General features: G+C 72.9%; 20 protein-coding genes. 13 read left to right on the forward strand and 7 right to left on the reverse strand.

The genetic code is table 11. From position 1 onward, the window contains the following. Nucleotides 1–138: 138 nt before the first annotated feature. The 10 genes from K7787_RS11650 (at nucleotide 139) to K7787_RS11695 (ending at nucleotide 13,582) form a co-directional block, all read left to right on the forward strand. Complete coding sequence (locus tag K7787_RS11650) at nucleotides 139–1,230, forward strand: nitronate monooxygenase (protein ID WP_223001356.1); 1,092 nt, start codon at nucleotides 139–141, stop codon at nucleotides 1,228–1,230. Beyond that, nucleotides 1,227–1,985: a 16S rRNA (uracil(1498)-N(3))-methyltransferase gene (locus K7787_RS11655; RefSeq protein ID WP_164391792.1), complete on the forward strand. Its 759-nt coding sequence runs from the start codon at nucleotides 1,227–1,229 to the stop codon at nucleotides 1,983–1,985. Before K7787_RS11650 ends, K7787_RS11655 begins: the two co-directional genes overlap by 4 nt. A 36-nt stretch (nucleotides 1,986–2,021) precedes the next feature. Beyond that, complete coding sequence (locus K7787_RS11660) at nucleotides 2,022–2,414, forward strand: VOC family protein (RefSeq protein WP_009188540.1); 393 nt, start codon at nucleotides 2,022–2,024, stop codon at nucleotides 2,412–2,414. A 166-nt stretch (nucleotides 2,415–2,580) separates the two neighbouring features. Next, a complete protein-coding gene (locus K7787_RS11665; RefSeq protein ID WP_308036331.1) occupies nucleotides 2,581–5,790 on the forward strand; it encodes a S41 family peptidase in 3,210 nt (1,069 codons plus the stop codon). A 136-nt stretch (nucleotides 5,791–5,926) separates the two neighbouring features. Continuing rightward, complete coding sequence (locus K7787_RS11670; RefSeq protein WP_009188538.1) at nucleotides 5,927–6,280, forward strand: histidine triad nucleotide-binding protein; 354 nt, start codon at nucleotides 5,927–5,929, stop codon at nucleotides 6,278–6,280. A 6-nt stretch (nucleotides 6,281–6,286) separates the two neighbouring features. After that, a complete protein-coding gene (locus K7787_RS11675; protein WP_223001357.1) occupies nucleotides 6,287–7,192 on the forward strand; it encodes a ribonuclease Z in 906 nt (301 codons plus the stop codon). Nucleotides 7,193–7,212: 20 nt separating this feature from the next. After that, on the forward strand, nucleotides 7,213–8,205 hold the full coding sequence (locus tag K7787_RS11680; RefSeq protein WP_223001358.1) for an adenosine deaminase: 993 nt from the start codon (nucleotides 7,213–7,215) through the stop codon (nucleotides 8,203–8,205). A 212-nt stretch (nucleotides 8,206–8,417) separates the two neighbouring features. After that, complete coding sequence (locus K7787_RS11685) at nucleotides 8,418–9,707, forward strand: glucarate dehydratase family protein (RefSeq protein ID WP_223001359.1); 1,290 nt, start codon at nucleotides 8,418–8,420, stop codon at nucleotides 9,705–9,707. Between the two features lie 189 nt (nucleotides 9,708–9,896). Then, nucleotides 9,897–11,243, forward strand: coding sequence for a carbohydrate kinase family protein (locus K7787_RS11690; protein WP_223001360.1), 1,347 nt, complete (start codon nucleotides 9,897–9,899; stop codon nucleotides 11,241–11,243). A gap of 248 nt (nucleotides 11,244–11,491) precedes the next feature. Further along, nucleotides 11,492–13,582, forward strand: a complete 2,091-nt coding sequence (locus K7787_RS11695; RefSeq protein ID WP_308036332.1) for a glycoside hydrolase family 31 protein — start codon at nucleotides 11,492–11,494, stop codon at nucleotides 13,580–13,582. A gap of 71 nt (nucleotides 13,583–13,653) precedes the next feature. On the opposite strand, the gene era is transcribed toward K7787_RS11695, so the two are convergent. Next, complete coding sequence (era, locus tag K7787_RS11700; RefSeq protein WP_027758134.1) at nucleotides 13,654–14,607, reverse strand: GTPase Era; 954 nt, start codon at nucleotides 14,605–14,607, stop codon at nucleotides 13,654–13,656. Nucleotides 14,608–14,952: 345 nt separating this feature from the next. Here era and K7787_RS11705 point away from each other — a divergent pair, with 345 nt between their 5' ends. Both K7787_RS11705 and K7787_RS11710 read left to right on the forward strand, forming a co-directional pair. After that, nucleotides 14,953–16,245 carry an ammonium transporter gene (locus tag K7787_RS11705; RefSeq protein ID WP_223001387.1) on the forward strand — a complete coding sequence of 431 codons (1,293 nt, stop codon included), beginning with the start codon at nucleotides 14,953–14,955 and terminating at the stop codon, nucleotides 16,243–16,245. Next, entirely contained in the window at nucleotides 16,242–16,580 is a 339-nt protein-coding gene (locus K7787_RS11710; protein ID WP_019982297.1) for a P-II family nitrogen regulator, read from the forward strand. Before K7787_RS11705 ends, K7787_RS11710 begins: the two co-directional genes overlap by 4 nt. 63 nt (nucleotides 16,581–16,643) lie before the next feature. Here K7787_RS11710 and K7787_RS11715 read toward each other — a convergent pair whose 3' ends face one another. Together K7787_RS11715 and K7787_RS11720 are read right to left on the reverse strand one after the other, a co-directional pair. Beyond that, nucleotides 16,644–16,997 (reverse strand): cytidine deaminase-like protein, encoded by a 354-nt coding sequence (locus tag K7787_RS11715; RefSeq protein ID WP_009188529.1) that lies wholly within the window; start codon nucleotides 16,995–16,997, stop codon nucleotides 16,644–16,646. 138 nt (nucleotides 16,998–17,135) lie between these two features. Further along, nucleotides 17,136–17,957, reverse strand: a complete 822-nt coding sequence (locus K7787_RS11720) for a helix-turn-helix transcriptional regulator (protein WP_199294348.1) — start codon at nucleotides 17,955–17,957, stop codon at nucleotides 17,136–17,138. 148 nt (nucleotides 17,958–18,105) lie between these two features. Here K7787_RS11720 and K7787_RS11725 point away from each other — a divergent pair, with 148 nt between their 5' ends. Then, a complete protein-coding gene (locus K7787_RS11725; protein ID WP_009188527.1) occupies nucleotides 18,106–19,542 on the forward strand; it encodes an MFS transporter in 1,437 nt (478 codons plus the stop codon). A 140-nt stretch (nucleotides 19,543–19,682) separates the two neighbouring features. Here the strand turns inward: K7787_RS11725 and K7787_RS11730 are convergent, their stop codons facing one another. The 4 genes from K7787_RS11730 to K7787_RS11745 are packed head-to-tail and all read right to left on the reverse strand — an operon-like array spanning nucleotide 19,683 to nucleotide 22,949. Then, complete coding sequence (locus tag K7787_RS11730; protein WP_009188526.1) at nucleotides 19,683–20,042, reverse strand: MmcQ/YjbR family DNA-binding protein; 360 nt, start codon at nucleotides 20,040–20,042, stop codon at nucleotides 19,683–19,685. Beyond that, the gene (locus K7787_RS11735) at nucleotides 20,039–21,352 is read right to left on the reverse strand and encodes a hemolysin family protein (protein ID WP_009188525.1); all 1,314 of its coding nucleotides are present in this window, start codon (nucleotides 21,350–21,352) and stop codon (nucleotides 20,039–20,041) included. The genes K7787_RS11730 and K7787_RS11735 overlap by 4 nt, the downstream gene beginning before the upstream one ends. 7 nt (nucleotides 21,353–21,359) lie before the next feature. Then, a complete protein-coding gene (gene ybeY, locus K7787_RS11740) occupies nucleotides 21,360–21,857 on the reverse strand; it encodes an rRNA maturation RNase YbeY (protein ID WP_009188524.1) in 498 nt (165 codons plus the stop codon). Nucleotides 21,858–21,869: 12 nt separating this feature from the next. Further along, nucleotides 21,870–22,949 (reverse strand): PhoH family protein, encoded by a 1,080-nt coding sequence (locus tag K7787_RS11745; protein ID WP_009188523.1) that lies wholly within the window; start codon nucleotides 22,947–22,949, stop codon nucleotides 21,870–21,872. Nucleotides 22,950–22,982: the final 33 nt, after the last annotated feature.

Here is a 22,982-nt window from a genome sequence, read left to right on the forward strand (position 1 = left end):
TGGCCTCGGCCGGGTTTCGAGAAGCTTCTTCCCGGCTCGGCCCGGGCCGCCTCCCGAGTCCGGGAACCCGCTGCCTCTGGCATATGCCGGAGGACGCCCGGATTCGGAGTCGTGCGGAGGACGTGACACCATGCGGTCATGTCCTCCGCATTGTCCGCGCTGACCGATCTCTTCCCCATCCCGATCGTGCAGGCCCCGATGGCGGGCGGCCCCTCCGGCCCGCAGCTCGCCGCGGCGGTGACCGAGGCCGGCGGGCTCGGTTTCCTCGCCGCGGGCTACAAGACCGCGGACGGCATGTACCAGGAGATCAAGCAGGTGCGCGGGCTGACCGGCGGCCCCTTCGGCGTGAACGTGTTTATGCCGCAGCCGGACCACGCGGAGTCCGGCGCCGTCGATCTGTACGCCCAGCAGCTCGCCGGCGAGGCCGTCTGGTACCAGACCGAGCTGGGTGAGCCGGACCACGGAAGCGACGACGGCTACGAGATCAAGATCGCCGCGCTCGTGGACGACCCGGTCCCGGTGGTCTCCTTCCACTTCGGCGTCCCCACCCGCGAGGTGATCGACTCGCTGCACCGCGTCGGCACCTTCACCCTGGTCACCGCGACCACCGTCGAGGAGGCCCTGGCGGTGGAGCGCGCGGGCGCGGACGCGGTGATCGCGCAGGGCATCGAGGCCGGCGGCCACCAGGGCACCCACCGCGACCAGCCGGAGAACGACTGCGCCGCTCTCGGCGTGCTCTCCCTGGTCGCCCAGGTCCGCGAGGCGGTGGGCCTGCCGGTCGTCGCCGCCGGCGGCATCATGCGCGGCAGCCAGATCGCGGCCGTCCTCGCCGCCGGGGCCAGCGCCGCCCAGCTGGGGACGGCGTTCCTCGCCACCCCCGAGTCCGGCGCGCACGCCCTGCACAAGCAGGCCCTGACCGACCCCCTCTACCCCCACACCGAGCTGACCCGCGCCTTCTCGGGGCGGCCGGCCCGAGGCCTGGTCAACCGCTTCATGCGCGAGCACGGCCCCTACGCGCCCGCCGCCTACCCCGAGGTCCACCATCTCACCGCCCCGCTGCGCAAGGCCGCCGCCGTGGCGGGCGACCCGCAGGGCATGGCGCTGTGGGCCGGACAGGGCCACCGGATGGCCCGCGACCTGCCCGCCGGACAGCTGGTGGAGGTGCTCGCGGCGGAACTCGAAGCGGCGACGGAGGCCCTGCCGGGCCGCCGGGCGGGAGGTGCGCGATGACGGCGCCGGTGTTCGTGATCGACTCGCTGGAGCGGGCCGACCTCAAGGGCGGGGAGTTCGTCCTCGACGGCCCCGAGGGCCGGCACGCGGTCTCCGTGAAGCGGCTGCGGCCCGGCGAGGACGTGGTCCTCACCGACGGGCACGGCCGCTGGGCGGAAGGCGTGGTCAAGGCCGCCGAGGGCAAGGACCGCCTGGTGATCACGGACCTGGAGTCCGTCGTCGAGGAGCCGCCCGAGCAGCCCCGCATCACCGTCGTGCAGGCCCTGCCCAAGGGCGACCGGGGCGAACTGGCCGTGGAGACCATGACCGAGGTCGGCGTGGACGCGATCGTGCCCTGGCAGGCCGCCCGCTGCATCACCCAGTGGAAGGGCGACCGGGGGCTGAAGGCGCTCGGCAAGTGGCGGGCCACCGCGCGCGAGGCCGGCAAGCAGTCCCGCCGGGTGCGCTTCCCGGAGGTCGCGGAGGCGGCGACGACCAAGCAGGTCGCCGCGCTGCTGGCGAAGGCCGACTTCGCCGCCGTGCTGCACTCGGACTTCGAGTACGGCAGCGAGCCCCTCGCCACCGCCGAACTCCCCGCCGAGGGCGAGATCGTGTTGGTCGTCGGCCCCGAAGGCGGCGTGTCCTCCGACGAGTTGGCGCAGTTCCGGGAGGCGGGCGCGCGGGCGTACGTCCTCGGGCGTAGCGTGCTGCGTACCTCGACCGCGGGGACGGCCGCCGCCGCGCTCCTCCTGGGACGCACCGGCCGCTGGTCCTGACCCGGCGGCCGCACCCGACGTCTCAAGGGGGTTGACGTGGAACTCGCCCAAGTCCGGCTGCTCGTCACCGACTTCGCCGCCTGCTACCGCTTCTACGCCGATGTCCTCGGCCTGAAGCCGCAGTCGGGCGCGGAGCGGGGGCCGTACGAGAAGTTCAGCCCGGCCACCGGTTCGGCGGGGATCGCCCTGCAGGACCGGGCGATGATGGCTCAAATCCTGGGCGAACTGGGCGAGACGGTCGCGGGACACCGCTCGCTGGTGGTGCTGCGCGTGGACGACCTCGACGCGTACTGCGCCGGCGTCACCGCCCGCGGCGCGACTCTGCTGCACGGCCCGGCGCCCATGACGGACCGGATGCGCGTCGCCCACCTCAAGGACCCCGAGGGCAATGTGGTGGAACTCCAGGAGTGGCTGCTGCTGCGTACCTGAGCACTGCTCAACTTCTTTGCGGTGAAGTGCTGTTGGCGGTTGTTTTCTGAACCGGCGTTCAGCGTGAGGTGACTGGCGGGGCGGGCCGGGCGTGACGTGCGGGTGCGGCGGGAAGGATGCGCTGCGCCCCCTGTTCGTCACCGCCGCCGCTGCGTAGGGTGATCAGGTGACTCAGTCCGCATCGTCTGCCTATCTCCGGTTTCCGCATCCGCACGGCGAGTTGGTCGCCTTCACCGCCGAGGACGACGTGTGGCTCGCCCCGCTGGACGGTGGCCGAGCCTGGCGGGTGAGCGCCGACAACGTGCCGGTGAACCACCCCCGTATCTCGCCCGACGGCGCCACCGTCGCCTGGACCTCCACCCGCGACGGGGCGCCCGAGGCGCACATCGCCCCGGTGGAGGGCGGCCCCGCCAGACGCCTCACCCACTGGGGGAGCTGGCGCACCCAGGTGCGCGGCTGGACCCCCGACGGGCAGGTCCTCGCGATCAGCACCCAGGGCCAGGCCAGCCTGCGCCGCAGCTGGGCCCGGTCCGTCCCGCTGGACGGCGGCCCGGCCACCACCCTGCCGTACGGGCCGGTCGGCGACGTCGCCCACGGCCCGCACACCGTGCTGCTGTCGGCCACGATGGGCCGCGAGGCGGCCTGGTGGAAGCGGTACCGGGGCGGCACCGCGGGCAAGCTGTGGATCGACCGCGAGGGCGAGGGCGAGTTCGTCCGGCTGCACGCGGAGCTGGACGGCAACATCGAATATCCGCTGTGGGTCGGGGACCGGGTCGCGTTCCTCTCCGACCACGAGGGCACCGGCGCCCTGTACTCCTCCCTCGCCGACGGCTCCGACCTGCGCCGGCACACCCCCCTCGGCGGCTTCTACGCCCGCCACGCCGCCACCGACGGCGCCCGCGTCGTCTACTCCAGCGCGGGCGAACTGTGGCTGCTGGACGACCTCGACGGCGCCGAGCCGCGCCGCCTGGACATCCGCCTCGGCGGGCCGCGCGTGGACCTCCAGCCGCATCCGGTCAACGCCGCCCGCTGGTTCGGCTCCGCCGCCCCCGACCACACCGCCCGCGGCAGCGCGGTCGCCGTGCGCGGCGCCGTCCACTGGGTCACCCACCGCGCCGGGCCCGCCCGCGCCCTGGCCGCCGAACCGGGCGTACGGGCCCGGCTGCCGCGCACCTTCCGCGCCGACGGCGAGGAATGGGTGGTGTGGGTGACCGACGCCGAGGGCGACGACGCCCTGGAGTTCGCGCCCGCCACCGGCGTCGCCCCCGGCGCCACCCCGCGCCGGCTCGCCGCCGGCCGGCTCGGCCGGGTGCTGGAACTGGCCATGGCCCCCGACGGCAGCCGCGCCGCCGTCGCCTCGCACGACGGCCGGCTGCTGCTCGTGGAACGCGAGAGCGGCGAGGTCCGCGAGGTGGACCGCAGCGACAACGGCGACGTCTCCGGACTTGTCTTCTCGCCCGACTCCGGCTGGCTCGCCTGGTCCCATCCCGGACCGCGCCCGCTCAGCCAGCTCCGCCTGGCCAACACCACCGACCTGTCGGTCACCGAGGCCACCCCGCTGCGCTTCCAGGACTACGCCCCCGCCTTCACCCTCGACGGCAAGCACCTGGCGTTCCTCTCCCACCGCTCCTTCGACCCCGTCTACGACGAACACGTCTTCGACCTGGCGTTCGTGGAGAGCAGCCGCCCGTACCTGATCACGCTCGCCGCGACCACGCCCTCGCCGTTCGGGCCGCAGCGGCACGGCCGCGCCTTCGAGGTGTCCGACAAGGAGGAGACCCCGGACAGCGAGGGCGCCCCGGCGACCCGCATCGACCTCGACGGGCTCGCCGACCGCATCGTGCCCTTCCCGGTCGAGGCCGCCCGCTACTCCGGCCTGCGCGCCGCCCGCGACGGCGTGCTGTGGCTGCGCCACCCGGTGACCGGAGTGCTCGGCGCGGCCCGCGCCACCCCCGACGACCCGGACCCCAAGACCGAGCTGGAGCGCTACGACCTCGCCCAGCAGCGCCTGGAACACCTCGCCGCCGACGCCGACCACTTCGAGGTCAGCGGCGACGGCAAGCGGGTCCTGCTGTGGACCGACCACAAGCTGAAGGTGGTCCCCAGCGACCGGCGCGCCTCGAACGACGAGGACAGCGACTCGAACATCACCGTCGACCTCGGCCGCGTCCGGCAGACGGTCGACCCGGCCGCGGAGTGGCGGCAGATGTACGAGGAGACCGGCCGCATCATGCGGGACCACTTCTGGCGGCCCGACATGGGCGGCGTCGACTGGGACGGCGTCCTCGACCGCTACCGGCCCGTCCTCGCCCGCCTGGCCACCCACGACGACCTGATGGACCTGCTGTGGGAGGTGCACGGCGAACTCGGCACCTCGCACGCCTACGTCACCCCCTACGGCGGCTTCGGCAACGGCCCCCGGCAGGGCCTGCTCGGCGCGGACGTCTCGCGGCACGAGGACGGCGACTGGCGCGTCGACCGCGTCCTGCCCTCGGAGACCTCCGACCCCGACGCGCGCAGCCCGCTGGCCGCGCCCGGCGTGGCGGTGCGCGCCGGGGACGCGATCCTCGCGGTCGGCGGCCGGCCCGTCGACCCGGTCGCCGGTCCCGCCCCGCTGCTGGTCGGCACGGCCGGCAAACCGGTCGAGCTGACCGTCTCGCCGGCCGGCGGGGGAGAGGTGCGGCACGCGGTGGTGGTGCCGCTGGCCGACGAGGAGCCGCTGCGCTACCACGCCTGGGTCGCCGACCGCCGCGCCTACGTCCACGAGAGGTCCGGCGGCCGGCTCGGCTACCTGCACGTGCCGGACATGCAGGCCCCCGGCTGGGCGCAGATCCACCGCGACCTCAGGGTGGAGGTGGCCCGCGAGGGCCTGGTCGTGGACGTGCGGGAGAACCGCGGCGGCCACACCTCGCAGCTGGTGGTGGAGAAGCTGGCCCGCCGGATCGTCGGCTGGGACCTGCCGCGCGGCATGCGCCCGCACAGCTATCCGCAGGACGCCCCCCGGGGCCCGGTGGTCGCCGTCGCCAACGAGTTCTCCGGCTCGGACGGCGACATCGTCAACGCGGCGATCAAGGCGCTGGGCATCGGGCCGGTCGTCGGCACCCGCACCTGGGGCGGCGTCATCGGCATCGACAGCCGCTACCGCCTGGTCGACGGCACCCTGATCACCCAGCCGAAGTACGCGTTCTGGCTGGAGGGCCAGGGCTGGGGCGTGGAGAACCACGGCGTGGACCCGGACGTGGAGGTCCTCCAGCGCCCCCAGGACCACGCGGCGGGCCGCGACCCGCAACTGGACGAGGCGATCCGCCTCGCCCTGGAGGCCCTGGAGACGACCCCGGCGAAGACACCGCCGGAGCTGCCGCCGCTGCGGTCGTAGCGGCTCAGCCGCGGGCAGGGGACGGACGGCGGCCGGGGGGCCGCCGTCCGTGCGCCGGGCGTCAGGACACGCGGGGGCGCTCCGGAACGCGGCGTCGGTACGATGCCCGTACTAGATCCACTCCGGAGGAGGCCACGTGGCAGGGGAACCGCAAGAGGACTGCCTGTTCTGCAAGATCGTCGCGGGCCAGGTCCCCGCGACGGTCGTCCGGGAGACGGAGACGACCCTCGCCTTCCGCGACATAAACCCCCAGGCGCCCACCCACGTCCTGGTGATCCCCAAGGCGCACTACAAGGACGCCGCCGCCCTCGCCGCCGGCGCCCCGCAGCTCGCCGCGGACGTGCTGCGCGAGACGCAGGCCGTCGCCGACGACGAGAAGCTGGACAGCTACCGCACCGTCTTCAACACCGGTTCCGGCGCCGGCCAGACCGTCTGGCACGCGCACGCCCACGTCGTCGGCGGCCGCGGCCTGCAGTGGCCCCCCGGGTAGGCAGCCGTGTCCGTCCGTGAACTCGTCGTCCTCGGCACCGCCAGCCAGGTCCCGACCCGGCACCGCAACCACAACGGCTATCTGCTGCGCTGGGACGGCGAGGGCATCCTGTTCGACCCCGGCGAGGGCACCCAGCGGCAGATGCTGCGCGCCGGGGTCGCCGCCCACGACCTGAACCGGATCTGCGTCACCCACTTCCACGGCGACCACTGCCTCGGCCTCGCCGGGGTGATCCAGCGCATCAACCTCGACCAGGTGCCGCACGAGATCACCGCGCACTACCCGCGCTCGGGCAAACGCTTCTTCGACCGCCTCCGGTACGCCACCGCCTACCGCGAGACGGTCGCCCTCACCGAGGTCCCGGCCGACTCCGACGGCGTCCTCGCGACGACGCCGTCGTACATGCTTCAGGCCCGCCGCCTCTCGCACCCGGTCGAGTCCTACGGCTACCGGCTGACCGAGCCCGACGGCCGCCGGATGCTGCCCGACCGGCTCGCCGCGCACGGGATCGCGGGCCCGGACGTGGGCCGCATCCAGCGCGAGGGCTCGCTGAACGGCGTCCCGCTGGAGGCGGTGAGCGAGGTGCGGCGCGGCCAGCGCTTCGCCTTCGTCATGGACACCCGCCTGTGCCCCGGCGTGCACGCCCTCGCCGAGGGCTGCGACCTGCTGGTCATCGAGTCCACCTTCCTCGACGAGGACGAGTCCCTGGCCGTCGAGCACGGCCACCTCACCGCCGGCCAGGCCGCCCGCGTCGCCCGCGAGGCCGGCGTACGGCACCTCGTCCTCACCCACTTCAGCCAGCGCTACTCCGACCCCGAGGAGTTCGAGCGCCAGGCCCGCGCGGCCGGCTTCGAGGGGGAACTGACCGTGGCCCGCGACCTACAGCGCGTACCGGTTCCGAAACGTCGGTGAACAGGCCGTACGATGCTCTGATGCCCCTGCCCAAAGCCGAACTGCACCTCCACATCGAAGGCACGCTGGAGCCCGAGCTGGCCTTCGAGCTGGCCGCCCGCAACGGCGTCGAGCTGCCCTACGCGGACACCGACGCCCTGCGCGAGGCCTACCGGTTCGAGGACCTCCAGTCGTTCCTGAACCTGTACTACGAGCTGATGGCCGTCCTGCGCACCGAGCGCGACTTCGCGGACCTCGCCGACGCCTATCTCGCGCGGGCCGCCGCGCAGGGCGTACGGCACGCGGAGATCTTCTTCGACCCGCAGGCTCACCTCGCACGCGGCGTGGACATGGGCACGGTGGTCGAGGGCCTGTGGCGGGCGCTCGGTCGCAGCGAGGAGAGGCACGGCGTCTCCACCCGGCTGATCATGTGCTTCCTGCGCGACGAGTCCGCCGAGTCGGCGCTCGCCACCCTGGACGCCGCGAGGCCGTACCTGGACCGGATCACCGGCGTCGGCCTGGACTCCGCCGAGGTCGGGCACCCGCCGGTGAAGTTCCGCGAGGTGTACGAGGCCGCCGCCGCCCTCGGCCTCAGGCGCGTCGCGCACGCCGGCGAGGAGGGCCCGCCCGCCTACATCACCGAGGCCCTGGACGTCCTCGGCATCGAACGCGTCGACCACGGGCTGCGCTGCGTGGAGGACCCCGCGCTGGTCGACCGCCTGGTGCGCGAGCGGATACCGCTGACCCTGTGCCCGCTGTCGAACGTCCGGCTGCGCACCGTCGACACCCTCGCCGACCATCCGCTGCCCGCCATGCTGGACGCCGGCCTGCTCTGCACGGTCAACTCCGACGACCCCGCCTACTTCGGCGGCTACGCCGGCGACAACTTCGACGCCGTCCAGCGCACCCTCGGCCTGACCGAGGACCGGCTGCGCGCACTCGCCCGCAACTCCTTCCTCGCCGCCTTCCTGGAGGACGACGAGCCGCGGCGCGAGCGGTACTTGGCCGAGGTGGAGGCGTACGAGTTCCCGTAGGCCCCGCCTCTTCTCCCCGTGCCCCAGGGCGCGTTCGGCTCCGGCCGGGCGCGCCCTGCCGCGTTGCGGGGGCGTGATCCATTGACGGGCGCGGTGCGGATATCTAGGCTCGGTGCGCCGAAGTTCTTGTACATGACGGTAGTTCGAGTACATGAACAATGGCTGCCGTCGGGCATCGCACCCGCCCGCCCCCGACCCGTAGGAGCCGCCCCGTGACCCGCGACCTCGCCATCGCCGAGGTACGGCTGACGCCGATCCTGGTCGCCGACCCGCCGCTGCTCAACACCCAGGGCGTCCACCAGCCGTACACCCCGCGCCTGATCGTGGAGGTGGTGACGGCCGACGGGATCACCGGGCTCGGCGAGACCTACGGCGACACCAAGTACCTGGAACTCGCCCGCCCGCTCGCCGACCGGCTCGTCGGCCACCGGGTCAGCGAGCTGAACGCCCTGCACGCGCTGGACGTCGCCGTGGCCGCCGACCGGGTGGCGGACGCCGTCGACGTGGGCGGGCTGCGGGGCGTGCAGACCGCCGACAAGCTGCGCCTGTCCGTCGTCTCCGCCTTTGAGGTCGCCTGCCTCGACGCCCTCGGCAAGGCGCTCGGCCTGCCCGTGCACGCACTGCTCGGCGGCAAGGTGCGCGACTCGGTCGAGTACAGCGCCTACCTCTTCTACAAGTGGGCCGCCCACCCCGAGGCCGCCGGCGGCGAGAAGGACGACTGGGGCGCCGCCCTCGACCCGGCGGGCGTGGTCGAACAGGCGCGCACCTTCACCGAACGGCACGGCTTCACCTCGTTCAAGCTCAAGGGCGGTGTCTTCCCGCCGGACCAGGAGGTGGCCGCCGTACGGGCGCTGGCCGAGGCGTTCCCCGGACACCCGCTGCGCCTGGACCCCAACGGGGCCTGGTCGGTGGAGACCTCGGTGCGCGTCGCGCGCGAACTCGCGGACGTGCTGGAGTACCTGGAGGACCCCGCGCTCGGCACCCGCGCGATGGCCGAGGTGGCGGCGCGCACCGACGTGCCGCTGGCCACCAACATGTGCGTGACGACCTTCGGCGAGATACCGGAGGCGTTCGCCGAGGGCGCGGTCCAGGTGGTGCTCTCCGACCACCACTACTGGGGCGGCCTGCGCAACACCCAGCATCTGGCGGCCCTCTGCGCCGCCTTCGGCGTCGGCGTGTCCATGCACTCCAACACCCATCTCGGCATCAGCCTGGCCGCGATGACCCACGTGGCGTCCACCGTGCCTAACCTGCGCCACGCCTGCGACAGCCACTACCCCTGGCAGTCGGAGGACGTCCTCACCGAGCGCCTGGTCTTCGACGGCGGCCGGGTGACCGTCGGGGACGCGCCCGGCCTCGGGATCGCACTCGACCGGGACGCGCTGGAGCGGCTGCACCGCCGGTGGCTCGATGACGACGGCACGCTGCGCGACCGCGACGACGCGGCGGCGATGCGGGTCGCCGAGCCGGGGTGGGCGACACCCGCGACGCCGCGCTGGTGACAGCCGCACGATGCTCCTGGTGACGGGCGTACGACGCTCCTGGTGACGGGCGTACGACGCCGTCGGCGGCCGCCGTGCGACACCCCGTCGGCGACCGCCGCCCGGCCGGGTTCCGCGGCGTGAGTGCCGACGCGTTGTCAGTCCTCTGGTGCACACTGGCCTGATCCGCACCATGCCAGGGAGCGCACCGTGACCGCGTCCAGCACGTCCGCCGGAGAGGGACCGGAGTACCGGGACGACCGGGAACACCCGCAGGGGCCGCCGCGCCCGGAAGCAGCGGTGTCCGTCGAGGGTCAGCCGTCCGCCGAGGGTCAGCCGTCCGTCGAGGGTCAGCCGTCCCCGGCGGATGACATGCCGTCCGCCGGGGATGCGCCGTCGCCGGCCGACGGGGAGTACCCGAGCGACCGCGAGTACATCGTGGGCGCGCCGCACGCGCCCCTCGGCCCGCAGGTGGACCCGCTGGCCGCCCTGCGCACCACGGACGACCCGCCCTGGGACGTCTACCTCACGGGCACCGTCTTCCTCGACATCATCTTCACCGGCCTCGACTCGGCCCCCGTGCGCGGCACCGAGTCCTGGGCGCGGGGGATGGGGTCGAGCCCCGGCGGCGTCGCCAACATGGCCACCGCCCTGGCCCGCCTCGGCCTGCGCACCTCCCTGGCCGCCGCCTTCGGCGACGACCACTACGGCGAGTACTGCTGGGACGCGCTGGAGCAGGGCGAGGGCATCGACCTCTCCCCGTCCCGCACCGTCCCCGGCTGGCACTCGCCGGTCACCGTCTCCATGGCCTACGAGGGCGAGCGCACGATGGTCTCCCACGGCCACGAACCGCCCCCCGAGGACGTGCTCGTCCAGGAGGTCGCCCCGCAACTCCTGCCCCGCGCCCGGGCCGCCGTCGCCTCCCTGACCCCGGGCCGCAGCGCGCCCTGGATCGCCGAGGCCGCCCGCAAGGGCACGCGCGTCTTCGGCGACGTGGGCTGGGACGACACCGGCGCCTGGGACCTGGCCGGCCTCACCGACCTGGCGCACTGCGAGGCGTTCCTGCCCAACGCCGAGGAGGCGATGCGCTACACGCGCACCGACTGCCCGCGCACCGCCGCCCACGCGCTCACCGAACATGTGCCGGTCGCGGTCGTCACCCTCGGCGCGGAGGGCGCGTACGCGGTGGACCGGCGTACGGGGGAGAGCGCCGAGGTGCCCGCCATCGCGGTCGAGGCGCTGGACCCCACGGGGGCGGGCGACGTCTTCGTGGCCGGTTTCGTCACCGGCTCCCTGGCCGGCTGGCCGCTGGCCGACCGTCTCGCCTTCGCCGGACTCACCGCCGCGCTGTCCGTGCAGGAGTTCGGCGGTTCGCTCTCCGCGCCCGGCTGGTCGGAGATCGCCGCCTGGTGGCGCCGGGTCCAGTCGGTGCCCGGCCAGGACCCGGCGGCGCTCAGGCGGTACGCCTTCCTGGACGCCCTGCTGCCGGCGGCGAGCGTCGAGCCGTGGCCCCGGCGCAGGGCCGTGCCGACCATCGGCTTCGGCAGGTCGGCGTGAGCGCGCGCCGTCCGCGCACGAGGGCGAACTGTCCGCTGCGCATACCCGGTCGACGGGAGTCCCGGACCCGTACCGCCATTGACAGGTGACGTTTCCTGCTCAATCATCGGCGGAATCAAGCACGTTCGTGCACAGGCGTCTTCCGTGTGCGGGCGTGCGCGTGCAGCAGCGCGATCGTGCACGGGCTCCCGCACTTCCCGACCCATGACCGACTCCTGACCGACTCCTTTCGTCGAAGGACATGCGTCGTGCGCAGACCATCACGCAGATCCGGGGTGCTCCTCGCCGCCCTCGCCCTCCCCGCGGCCCTCGCCGCGACACCGGGACCGGCGCAGGCGCAGGCCGACGCCGCCCCCGGCCCCCACGCCCCCCGGCTCACCCGGTCCGCCGGCGAACTCACCCTGACCGTCCCGGGCGGCCGCACCACCCCCGGCTACCAGTTGCGGGTGACGACCGGTCAACTCGCCCTCACCACACGCCGTTCGGGCGCCACGGTCCTGGCCACGCCCACCGGCGACACCGGCGCCCTGCGCTTCCGCACCGCGGGCGCCTGGCAGCACGCCACCCGCGTCACCGGCTGGACATGGAAGAACGGCGCCCTGACCCTGACCGCCGCCACCACCGCGCCCGGCGCCACGGTCCGGGCCCGGATCACCCCGCAGGCCGACCGCTACCAGCTCGACTGGCAGGTCGAGGGCGCCGCGCCCGAACGCCTCGGCCTCGCCTACGACCTGAAGTCCGCCGGCCACTGGTACGGCCACGGCGAGGCGCAGACCCCGGACGGCGGCCCGGGCACCGCGCAGCCCTGGCCGCTCGACAGCGGACAGGTCGTCCACCCCGCCTTCGGACCCGCGTCCTACTACATGATCGACCCGTTCTGGTACACGTCCGCGGCGACCGGTCTGCGCGTGGACACCGGCCAGACGATGGACGTGGCGATCAACCAGGACAAGGACGGACTCGGCCGCTTCGACATCGAGTCGGCGGACGCCTACAAGGCGACGGTCTTCGTGGAGTCCACCCCGCTGGACGTCTACCGCGACTACGTCGGCATCGTCGGCAAGCCCGCCCAGTCGGACGCGACCTACCGGCAGTACGCCGAGCCGGTGTGGAACTCGTGGGCGCAGTTCTACACCCACGTCGACCAGGCGAAACTCCTCGACTACGCGCAGGACCTGCACGACGCCGGCATCACGGGCCACGCCCTCCAACTGGACGACAAGTGGGAGTCGAACTACGGGAACATGACCTTCGACGCGAAGGCGTACCCCGACCCCAAGGCCATGTCGGACAAGATCCACGACCTCGGCTTCGACTTCGGCCTCTGGGTCACCCTCTGGATCAACCTCGACTCCGACCAGTACCGCTACGCCGCCGACCACGGCTATCTGCTCAGGGACGCCGCCGACACCGCCAAGCCTTGCACGGTCACCTGGTGGAACGGCACGGCCGGCATCGTGGACCTCGGCAACCCGGACGCGAAAGCCTGGTACGAGGGCCGCCTCAAGTCCCTCATGAGCGCCTACGGCATCGACGGCCTGAAGTTCGACACCCGCTTCTTCGACGAGAAGTGCGCGCCGCACGAGGGCTACAAGCCCACCGACTACCAGCGGCTCGGCGCCGAACTCGCCGACGAGTACGACCTGCAGGGCGTCGGCATCCGGGTCCACTGGGACGCCGCCGCCCACCGGGCCGGGTTCGTCACCCGCCAGGTGGACAAGGGCACCGGCTGGAACTCCCTGCGCGCCTCGGTCACCCAGAACCTGGCCATCTCCACCATCGGCTACCCGTTCGTCGCCACCGACATGATCGGCGGCTCCAGCGGCCAGCCGGCCCCGACGAAGGAGGTCCTGGTCCGCTGGGCGCAGTCGGCCGCGCTGATGCCGCTGATGTACGCCTCCACGTCCCCGGTCGACACCATCGACCCGACGACGGGCAAGAAGGTGGTCTACGACGCGCAGACGACCGCCCTCTACCGCGAGGCGATCGCCCGTCACGCCCGCCTCGCCCCCTACCTCTGGGACCAGGTCCAGCACACCCTGAAGACCGGCGACCCGATCATGCGCCCCCTCTTCTTCGACCACCCGCAGGACAAGGCGGCGTACACGGTCGAGGACGAGTGGATGCTGGGCCCGGCGATCCTGGCGGCCCCCCAGCTCACCGCCGCACCCTCCCGCCCGATCCACCTCCCCCCGGGCCAGTGGTACGACGTGACCCACGGAAAGACCCTCCAGGGCAACACAACCCTGCCCGCCTACGCCACCCCCCTGGGCACGACCCCGATCTTCGTGAAACTCGGAACGGAAGGATCGGACAAGGCACTGAGGGCACTGCGCTGAGGGCTCGGGTGTGGGGGCGGAGCCCCGGGAGGGCTCCGCCCCCGTACCGAGTCAGGTGGGGAAAAGAACCGTCAGAAGCCGAGGCGGCGCAGTTGCTTGGGGTCTCGTTGCCAGTCCTTTGCGACCTTCACATGGAGGTCGAGGAAGACCGGTGTGCCCAGCAGCGCCTCGATCTGCTTGCGGGACTTGATCCCGACCTCCTTGAGCCGCTTGCCCTTGGGGCCGATGATGATCCCCTTCTGGCTCGGCCGTTCGATGAAAACGTTCGCGTGGATGTCCAGCAGCGGCTTGTCCGCCGGCCGGTCCTCCCGCGGCAGCATCTCCTCCACGACCACCGCGATGGAGTGCGGCAGCTCGTCCCGCACCCCCTCCAGCGCGGCCTCCCGGATCAGCTCGGCCACCATCACCTGCTCGGGCTCGTCCGTCAGGTCGCCCTCGGGGTACAGGGCCGGCCCTTCCGGCAGCAGCGGGATCAGCAGATCGGCCAGCAGATCCACCTGCTTGCCGGCCGTAGCCGACACCGGCACGATCTCCGCCCAGGTGATCCCCAGCTCCTTGCCGAGCTGGTCGATCGCGATCAGCTGCTCGGCCAGCGCCTTGGAGTCCACCAGGTCCGTCTTGGTGACGATCGCGACCTTCGGGGTCCGCTTGATCCCGGCGAGTTCCTTGGCGATGAACCGGTCGCCCGGCCCGATCTTCTGGTCGGCCGGCAGGCAGAAGCCGATCACGTCGACCTCCGCCCACGTCGCGCGCACCACGTCGTTCAGCCGCTCGCCCAGCAGCGTGCGCGGCTTGTGCAGTCCCGGCGTGTCCACCAGGATCAGCTGCGCGTCCGGCCGGTGCACGATGCCCCGCACGGTGTGCCGGGTGGTCTGCGGCCGGTTCGAGGTGATCGCGACCTTCTGCCCGACCAGAGCGTTCGTGAGGGTGGACTTGCCCGCGTTGGGGCGTCCCACGAAGCAGGCGAAGCCCGCCCGGTGGACCATGTCGCCGGGCTGCTCGGATGACTGGGTGCGAACGCTCATGGCGCCCATTGTCCCTGATCGACGAAGCCCCCACGCACGCCCCCACGCCCGCCCGCCCGCCGACCGGCCCCCGGCGACGCCCCGGTGAGGTCCCGGAAACCCCCGCGCAACACGAAACGTCACGGAAACGCACCCGTACGCGACCGGAAACGCGTACCGGTGACTCTCTGACGAGCCCCCACCGCGAGCCCCCACCGCGAGGAGACGCCGCCCGTGGAGTCCGTCACCCTGGCCGCCACCCAAGCCGTACACGCCGTACACGCCCTGCACGCGGCGCCGGCCGCGCACACCGCACCCGCCGCCCGAGCCGTACACGCCCTCCAGACGGCCGCCGCGGCCCCCCGCATCGACACCGGCGACACCGCCTGGCTGCTCGCCGCCACCGCCCTGGTGCTGCTGATGACCCCGGGCCTCGCCCTCTTCTACGGCGGCATGGTGCGCACCAAGAGCGTCCTCAACATGCTCATGATGAGCTTCGTGTCGATCGCCCTGGTCACCGTCGTCTGGCTGGCCTGCGGCTACTCCCTCGCCTTCGGCGGCGACACGGCGGCCGGCCTGATCGGCGGTCTGGACGAGGCCGGCCTCACCGGCATCGGCCCCGCCTCCGTGCACGGCAGCGTCCCCACCCTGCTGTTCGCCACCTTCCAGCTCACCTTCGCGATCATCACCGCCGCCCTGATCAGCGGCGCGATCGCCGACCGGGCGAAGTTCGCCGCCTGGCTGGTCTTCGTGCCCCTCTGGGCGCTCGTCGTATACGTGCCCGTCGCCCACTGGGTGTGGGGACCGGGCGGCTGGATCGGCCACGGCCTCGGCGCGCTGGACTTCGCCGGCGGACTGCCCGTGGAGATCACCTCCGGCGCCTCCGGCCTCGCCCTGTGCCTGGTCCTCGGCCCGCGCCTCGGGTTCAAGAAGGACGCCATGCGCCCGCACAACCTGCCCATGGTGATGCTCGGCGCGGGACTGCTCTGGTTCGGCTGGTTCGGCTTCAACGCGGGCTCCGCGATGGGCGCGACCGGCCTGGCCGCCGCGGCCTTCCTCAACACGCTCGCCGCCGGCTGCACCGGCCTGCTCGGCTGGCTGTTCGTGGAACACCGGCGCGACGGCCACCCCACGACCCTGGGCGCGGCCTCCGGCGCGGTCGCCGGCCTGGTCGCCATCACCCCGTCCTGCGGCACCGTCTCGCTGCTCGGCGCCCTCGTCGTCGGCCTCGCCGCGGGCGTCGTCTGCTCGTACGCCGTCGGCTGGAAGTTCCGGCTGAACTACGACGACTCCCTCGACGTCGTCGGCGTCCACCTGGTCGGCGGCGTCATCGGCACCGCGCTCATCGGCCTGTTCGCCGAGCGCGCGATGACCGGCGGCCCCGAGGGCCTGCTCTACGGTGGCGGACTCGCCCCGCTCGGGCGGCAACTGCTCGCGGTGGCGGCCGTGGGGGCGTACGCCTTCGCCGTGACGTACGGGCTCGGCCGGCTGCTGGACCGGACGATGGGCCTGCGCGCGAGCGAGGAGCAGGAGCACACCGGACTGGACCTTACGGTGCACGCCGAGACGGCCTACGATCACGGAGTCCTGGGGCACGGCGCCCCGGTCGGCGCGTCCCCCGCCCTCTCCTCCGTCCAGAAGGCCAAGACCCAGGCATGAAGCTCATCACCGCGATCATCAAGCCGTACCGCCTCGACGAGGTGAAGACCGCGCTGCAGGAGCTGGGCGTGCACGGGCTGACCGTCACCGAGGCCAGCGGCTACGGGCGCCAGCGCGGCCACACGGAGGTGTACCGCGGCGCCGAGTACCGCGTCGACCTCGTGCCCAAGGTCCGGATCGAGGTGGTCGTGGAGGACGCCGACGCGGACGCCGTCATCGACGCCGTGGTGCGCGCCGCGCAGACCGGGAAGATCGGCGACGGCAAGGTGTGGGCGGTGCCCGTCGAGACGGTCGTACGGGTCCGCACGGGCGAACGCGGCCCCGACGCCCTCTGAGAGACCGGCGACGAGGCTCCGACGCCCGCCGAGGCGTCGGAGCCTGCTCGCTTCACCGTCGGACTACCGCGCCGGTTCCGTCAGCCGTACGGCCCCGTCCGGTCCGGCCAGCAGCACCGGCGTCCCGGCCCCGCCGAGGTCCCGCACCGCGGCCAGGTCCTCGGGCGCGAGCCCCTCCGCCTCGCCGACCACCGCCGCGGCCTCCAGCGAGGTCGCGCCGGACGCCACCGCCATCGCCACCGCCGTCCGCAGGGCGCTGAGCTGGAGCGAGGCCAGGTCCACCGACCCGGCGGCGTACGTACGGCCGGTCTCGTCGCGTACGGCCGCGCCCTCGGGCACGCCGTTGCGCGCCCGCACCGAGCGGGCCAGGGTGACGATCTTGCGGTCCTCGGGGTCGAGCCCGTTGCTGTCGGTCATGATCCGAGCATACGGAGCCGTGCCGCGCGCCCCACGGCGGGAGCACCCCGCCCGGCCCGCCCGGCCCGGTCCGTGACGCCCCGCGCGCCCCGCACCCCGCTCAGCCCGGCCCATGACGCCCCGCCCGCCCCGCACCGCTCAGCCCGCCACCGGGTACATCGCCCCGCGCCGCCCCTCCGGCGAGGACAGCCACTCCATCTTGGCGGCGGTGTTCGCCTCGTCCAGCGGGGTGTGCAGCACGACCATCAGATCCGGCCGGGCCGGCACCCTCATCGCCGTCGTCTCCACGCACAGCAGCCCCACCAGCGGATGCTCCAGCTCCTTGCGGATCTGCCCGTGGTCCTCGATGTCCCGCTCCTCCCACAGCGCGGTGAACTCCTCGCTGGCCTCGGAGACCTGGGACAGCACCGCCTGGAAACCCTCGTCGTCGGGACGGGCGGCGCACGCGGCCCGGAACTGCGCGACGACCGAGCGCGCGTTGCGCTCCCAGCTCGTGGAGCGCGAGCGGTACAGCGGGTCGGTGAAGAAGTCGACCAGGCAGTTCTGCGTGGTGTCGGCCCGCATGCCCAGCACCACCGCGGCCGCGTCGTTGTACATCACGCAGTTGTAGTAGATGTCCATGATGTGCGCCGGATACGGCATCCAGGTGTCGATCAGCCGCCGCAGCCCGTCGCACATGTCCCGCCTCTCCGGCGCCACTTCGGGCGTGGGCGGGTTCAGCCCGGCCAGCAGGTACAGATGGCGCCGCTCGGCGTCGCTCAGCCTCAGCACCCGCCCCACCGCGTCCAGGACCTGCGGCGACACCGAGATGTCCCGGCCCTGCTCCAGCCACTGGTACCAGGACACCCCCACCCCGGCGAGGACCGCGACCTCCTCGCGCCGCAGGCCGGGGGTGCGGCGCCGGGCGCCGCCCGCCGGCAGCCCCGCCTCCGCCGGGCTCACCCGGGCCCGCCTGCTCATCAGGAACTCGCGCAGCTCCCGCCGCCGATGACTCTTGAACGCGTCCGCCTCACGCACGTCCGGCTCCCCCTCGACCTGTCTGGTGGTGGCACCACCACCATAAGTTGCGACTCCCCACGGCTGTTCCGATCGCACGAAGCTCATCACCATGGCGATCGACACCACCACCTCATCCGCTCCCGCCCCCGCTCCTCCCGTCGGGGAACCCGAACCGCTCGGCGCCCCACGGCTGTCGACGCGCGACAAGCTGGTCCTGTTCGTCCTGTGTGCGGCGCAGTTCATGGTCGCCCTGGACTTCTCGGTGCTGAACGTGGCGCTGCCCGAGCTGGGCGCCGACCTCGGCATGAGCCGGTCCGCGCTCCAGTGGGCGGTCACCGCGTTCGCGCTGCCCTCCGGCGGCTTCCTGCTGCTGTTCGGCCGCATGGGCGACCTGTACGGCCGCCGCAAGCTGTTCCTGGCCGGCCTCGCCCTGTTCGGCGCGGCCTCGCTGCTGGCCACCCTCGCCTGGGACCCGGCGTCCTTCCTGGCCGGCCGGGCCCTGCAGGGCCTCGGCGCGGCGGCGATCGTGCCGACCGGCATGTCCCTGCTGACCACCACCTTCCCCGAGGGCCCCGCCCGCGACCGCGCCCTCGGCATCTCGGGCACACTGCTGTCGCTCGGCTTCACCGTCGGCATGGTCGCCGGCGGCGTCCTCACGGACGCCCTCGGCTGGCGCTCCACGATGGCGCTGCTCACCGTGTTCGCGCTGATCGTGCTCCCCCTCGCCCCGGGCCTGCTGCCCGAGTCCCGCACCCCTGAGCGCCCCCGCCTGGACGTGCCCGGCGCGGTCGCCGTCACCGGCGGTCTGCTGTCGCTGATCTACGCCCTGTCCACCGCCGCCGACCACGGCTTCGGCCGCGCCGACGTCCTCGTCACCCTCGTCGCCGGGCTCGCCCTGCTCACCGCCTTCGCGGTCGTCGAGTCCCGCAGCCAGGCGCCCCTGGTCTCGCTGCCGATGCTGCGCCGCCGCACGGTGGCCTGGGGCAACCTGGGCGGACTGGTCACCTTCTCGATGATGTCGACGGTCATCTTCGCGCTGACCCTGTACCTCCAGGAGATCCTGCACCTGTCGGCCTTCCGGACGGGCCTGGTCTTCGGCGTCCAGGGCATCCTGTCGGCAGTCGCCGGCTCCTGCGCCGCGAAGGTCATCGGCCGCTTCGGCGCCCGCCGCACCCTGGTGGCCTCACTGGCCGGACAGGGACTGCTGATCGCCGCGCTGCTCGGCCTCGACACGCACGGCTGGTCGGTGTGGCTGGCCACCGCCGCCGTCTCGCTGGCCAGCATGTGCCACCTGGGCGCGATCATCTCCTACGGACTGACCGTCACCTCCGGCGTGCCCGACCAGGAGCAGGGCCTGGCCACCGGCCTGGTCACCTCCACCCAGCAGATCGGCATGACGGTCGGCATCCCGCTGCTGGGCGTGCTGGCCACCACCTCCGACGACCTGATGGCGGGCGTGCACACCGTCCTCGGCCTGGACGCGCTGATCGTCCTCGCCGCGGCGGCCCTGATCGGGCTGGGCCTGCGCACCCGCCGGACGGCGTGAGCACGGGATGCGGGCCTCTCCCGGGTCCGGGGAGCGCGGGGGGCCTCCCGGGCCCGGGAGATCTGCACACGGAGCCAGGGCCGGGGCCGGGGCCGGAGGCGGAGAAGGAGCCGGGGACGCGGCCGGCCGCCGCCTCGGGCCTACGGCCGGTCCAGACGGAGGCGCTCGGCGCGCGGCAGCCCGGCCACCACCAGGTCGTACGAGTCCTCCACCAGCTCCCGGACCAGCCGGTCCGGGAGTCCGCCGTCGGCCGTGACCGTGTTCCAGTGCCGCTTGTTCATGTGCCAGCCCGGCACGATCAGCCCCGGATGCTCGCCGCGCAGCCGCACCGCGTCCTCCGGATCGCACTTGAGGTTGACGGTCAGGGGCCGCGCGTCCAGGGCCGTGAGCGCGAAGAGCTTGCCCCGCACCTTGAAGACGGAGGTCTCCGGGGTGAAGGGGAAGTCCTCGACGGCGGCGTTGAAGGACAGACAGAGGGCGCGCAGCTCCTGCGGGGTCACTCCGGCTTCTTCTCCTCGTCGTCGGCGCCGGCCGCGTCGGCCGGCACCGGCTCCACCAGCACGGTCACGATCTTGTTCCGGCGGCCGGCCGCCGCCTCGGCGGTCAGCCGCAGCGCCCGCTCGTCGGGCAGCTCCACCACGGCGGACGCCCCGGCGATGGGCACCCGGCCGAGCGCCTTCGCGAGCAGCCCGCCGACCGTCTCCACGTCCTCGTCGTCGTACTCCTCCAGGCCGTACAGCTCGCCCAGGTCGGTGATGTCGAGGCGGGCGGTGACGCGGTAGCGGCCCTCGCCGAGGTCCTCCACCGGGGGCAGCTCGCGGTCGTACTCGTCGGTGATCTCGCCGACGATCTCCTCGAGGATGTCCTCGATGGTGACGATGCCGGCCGTGCCGCCGTACTCGTCGATGACGACGGCGACGTGGTTGCGCTCCTTCTGCATCTCGCGCAGCAGATCGCCGGCGTTCTTGGTGTCGGGCACGAACACGGCCGGGCGCATCGCCGTGGAGACCAGGTCGTTCTCCGCGTCCCGGCTGATGTGGGTGCGGCGGGCCAGGTCCTTGAGGTAGACGATGCCGACGATGTCGTCCTCGCTCTCGCCGGTGACCGGGATGCGCGAGAAACCCGAGCGCAGGGCGAGCGTGAGGGCCTGCCGGATGGTCTTGTACCGCTCGATGACGACGAGGTCGGTGCGCGGCACCATGACCTCCCGCACCAGGGTGTCGCCCAGCTCGAAGACCGAGTGCACCATCCGGCGCTCCTCGTCCTCGATCAGCGACTCCTGCTCGGCCAGGTCCACCAGCGCCCGCAGCTCCGCCTCCGAGGCGAACGGGCCGCGCCGGAAGCCCTTGCCCGGGGTGAGCGCGTTGCCGATGAGGATCAGCAGCGACGGGATCGGGCCCATGATCCGGGCCAGCGGCACCAGCACGTACGCCGCCACCGTCGCCGTGTTCAGCGGGTGCTGGCGGCCGATGGTGCGCGGGGAGACCCCGACGGCGACGTAGGAGACGAGGACCATGACCGCGATCGCGACCACCAGCGCCTCGGCGGTGCCGTCGAACGCCTCCAGACACGCGTACGTCACCAGCGACGCGGCCGCCATCTCGCAGGCGACGCGCACCAGCAGCGCCACGTTCAGATAGCGGGTCGGGTCGGCGGCGACCTGGGCGAGTTTGGCGGCGCCCCGGCGGCCGGCCTTCGCGGCCTCCTCGGCCCGGAAGCTCGACATCCGGGCGAGGCCCGCCTCCGCGCAGGCGGCGAGCCACGCCACGACGACCAGGGCCACCGCCCCGACGACGATCTGAGGACTCATCGGCGGCTTACGAGACGGTGGGCGCCGGAGACGGGCCGGTCAGGCCCTTCTCGGCCCGCCAGTCGTCCACGATCGCGGCCTGGAGGCCGAACATCTCGGCCTTCTCGTCCGGCTCCTCGTGGTCGTAGCCGAGCAGATGCAGCACGCCGTGCACGGTGAGCAGCTGCAGCTCCTCGTCCATGGAGTGCTGCGTCGGGGCCTCGGCGCCCTGCTTGGCGGCGACCTCCGGGCACAGCACGATGTCGCCGAGGAGGCCCTGCGGGGGCTCCTCCTCGTCCTTGCCCGGCGGCCGCAGCTCGTCCATCGGGAACGACATGACGTCCGTGGGCCCCGGCAGGTCCATCCACTGGATGTGCAGCTGCTCCATGGCATCGGCGTCCACGACGATCACCGAGAGCTCGGAGAGCGGGTGGATGCGCATCCGCGCGAGCGCGTAGCGGGCGATGTCGAGGATCGCCTGCTCGTCGACCTCGGTTCCGGACTCGTTGTTGACGTCGATCGACATGGTCGTGCTGGTCTACTTCCCCTTGTGCCCGTGCCCGGCGGCCTTGGGGCGGGTCTTCGCCGCGCCGCCGTTCTCGGTGCCGTGCGTGTTGTCGTACTTCTCGTACGCGTCGACGATACGGCCCACGAGCTTGTGGCGTACGACGTCCTGCGACGACAGGCGGGAGAAGTGCACGTCCTCGACGCCGTCCAGGATGTCCTGCACCTGGCGCAGACCGCTCTTGGTGCCGCCGGGCAGGTCCACCTGCGTGACGTCACCGGTGATCACGATCTTCGAGTCGAAGCCGAGCCGGGTGAGGAACATCTTCATCTGCTCGGGGCTGGTGTTCTGAGCCTCGTCCAGGATGATGAAGGCGTCATTGAGCGTCCTTCCCCGCATATATGCCAGCGGGGCGACCTCGATGGTCCCGGCGGCCATCAGGCGCGGGATGGAGTCGGGGTCGATCATGTCGTGCAGCGCGTCGTACAGCGGGCGCAGATAGGGGTCGATCTTCTCGTAGAGCGTGCCCGGCAGGAAGCCGAGGCGCTCGCCGGCCTCGACCGCCGGGCGGGTCAGGATGATGCGGTTGACCTGCTTGGACTGCAGGGCCTGCACCGCCTTGGCCATCGCCAGGTAGGTCTTGCCGGTACCGGCGGGGCCGATGCCGAAGACGATCGTGTGCTTGTCGATCGCGTCGACGTAGCGCTTCTGGTTGAGCGTCTTGGGGCGGATGGTGCGGCCGCGCGAGGACAGGATGTTCTGCGTCAGCACCTCGGCCGGGGTCTCCTGGCCGTCGCTCTCCCCGTTCTCGCTCGCCTTGAGCATGGCGATCGAGCGTTCCACTGCGTCCTCCGTCATCGGCTGCCCGGTGCGGAGCACCAGCATCATCTCGTCGAACACGCGCTGGATCAGGGCGACGTCCGCCGTGTCGCCGACCGCGCTGATCTCATTGCCCCGGACATGGATGTCGGCTGCCGGGAAGGCCTTCTCGATGACGCGCAGAAGGGAGTCGCCGGACCCCAGGACGGTCACCATGGGGTGCTGGGCGGGGACGGTGAACTCTGCTCTCGCCTGCCCCTGCGCGGGGGTGTTGGCTGCGGATGTCTGAGTCATGGGCCGGCGCTCGACGCCTGCGATTCCTCCTCG

Origin of the sequence: Streptomyces sennicomposti (assembly GCF_019890635.1) — a bacterium.
GTDB lineage: Bacteria > Actinomycetota > Actinomycetes > Streptomycetales > Streptomycetaceae > Streptomyces > Streptomyces sennicomposti.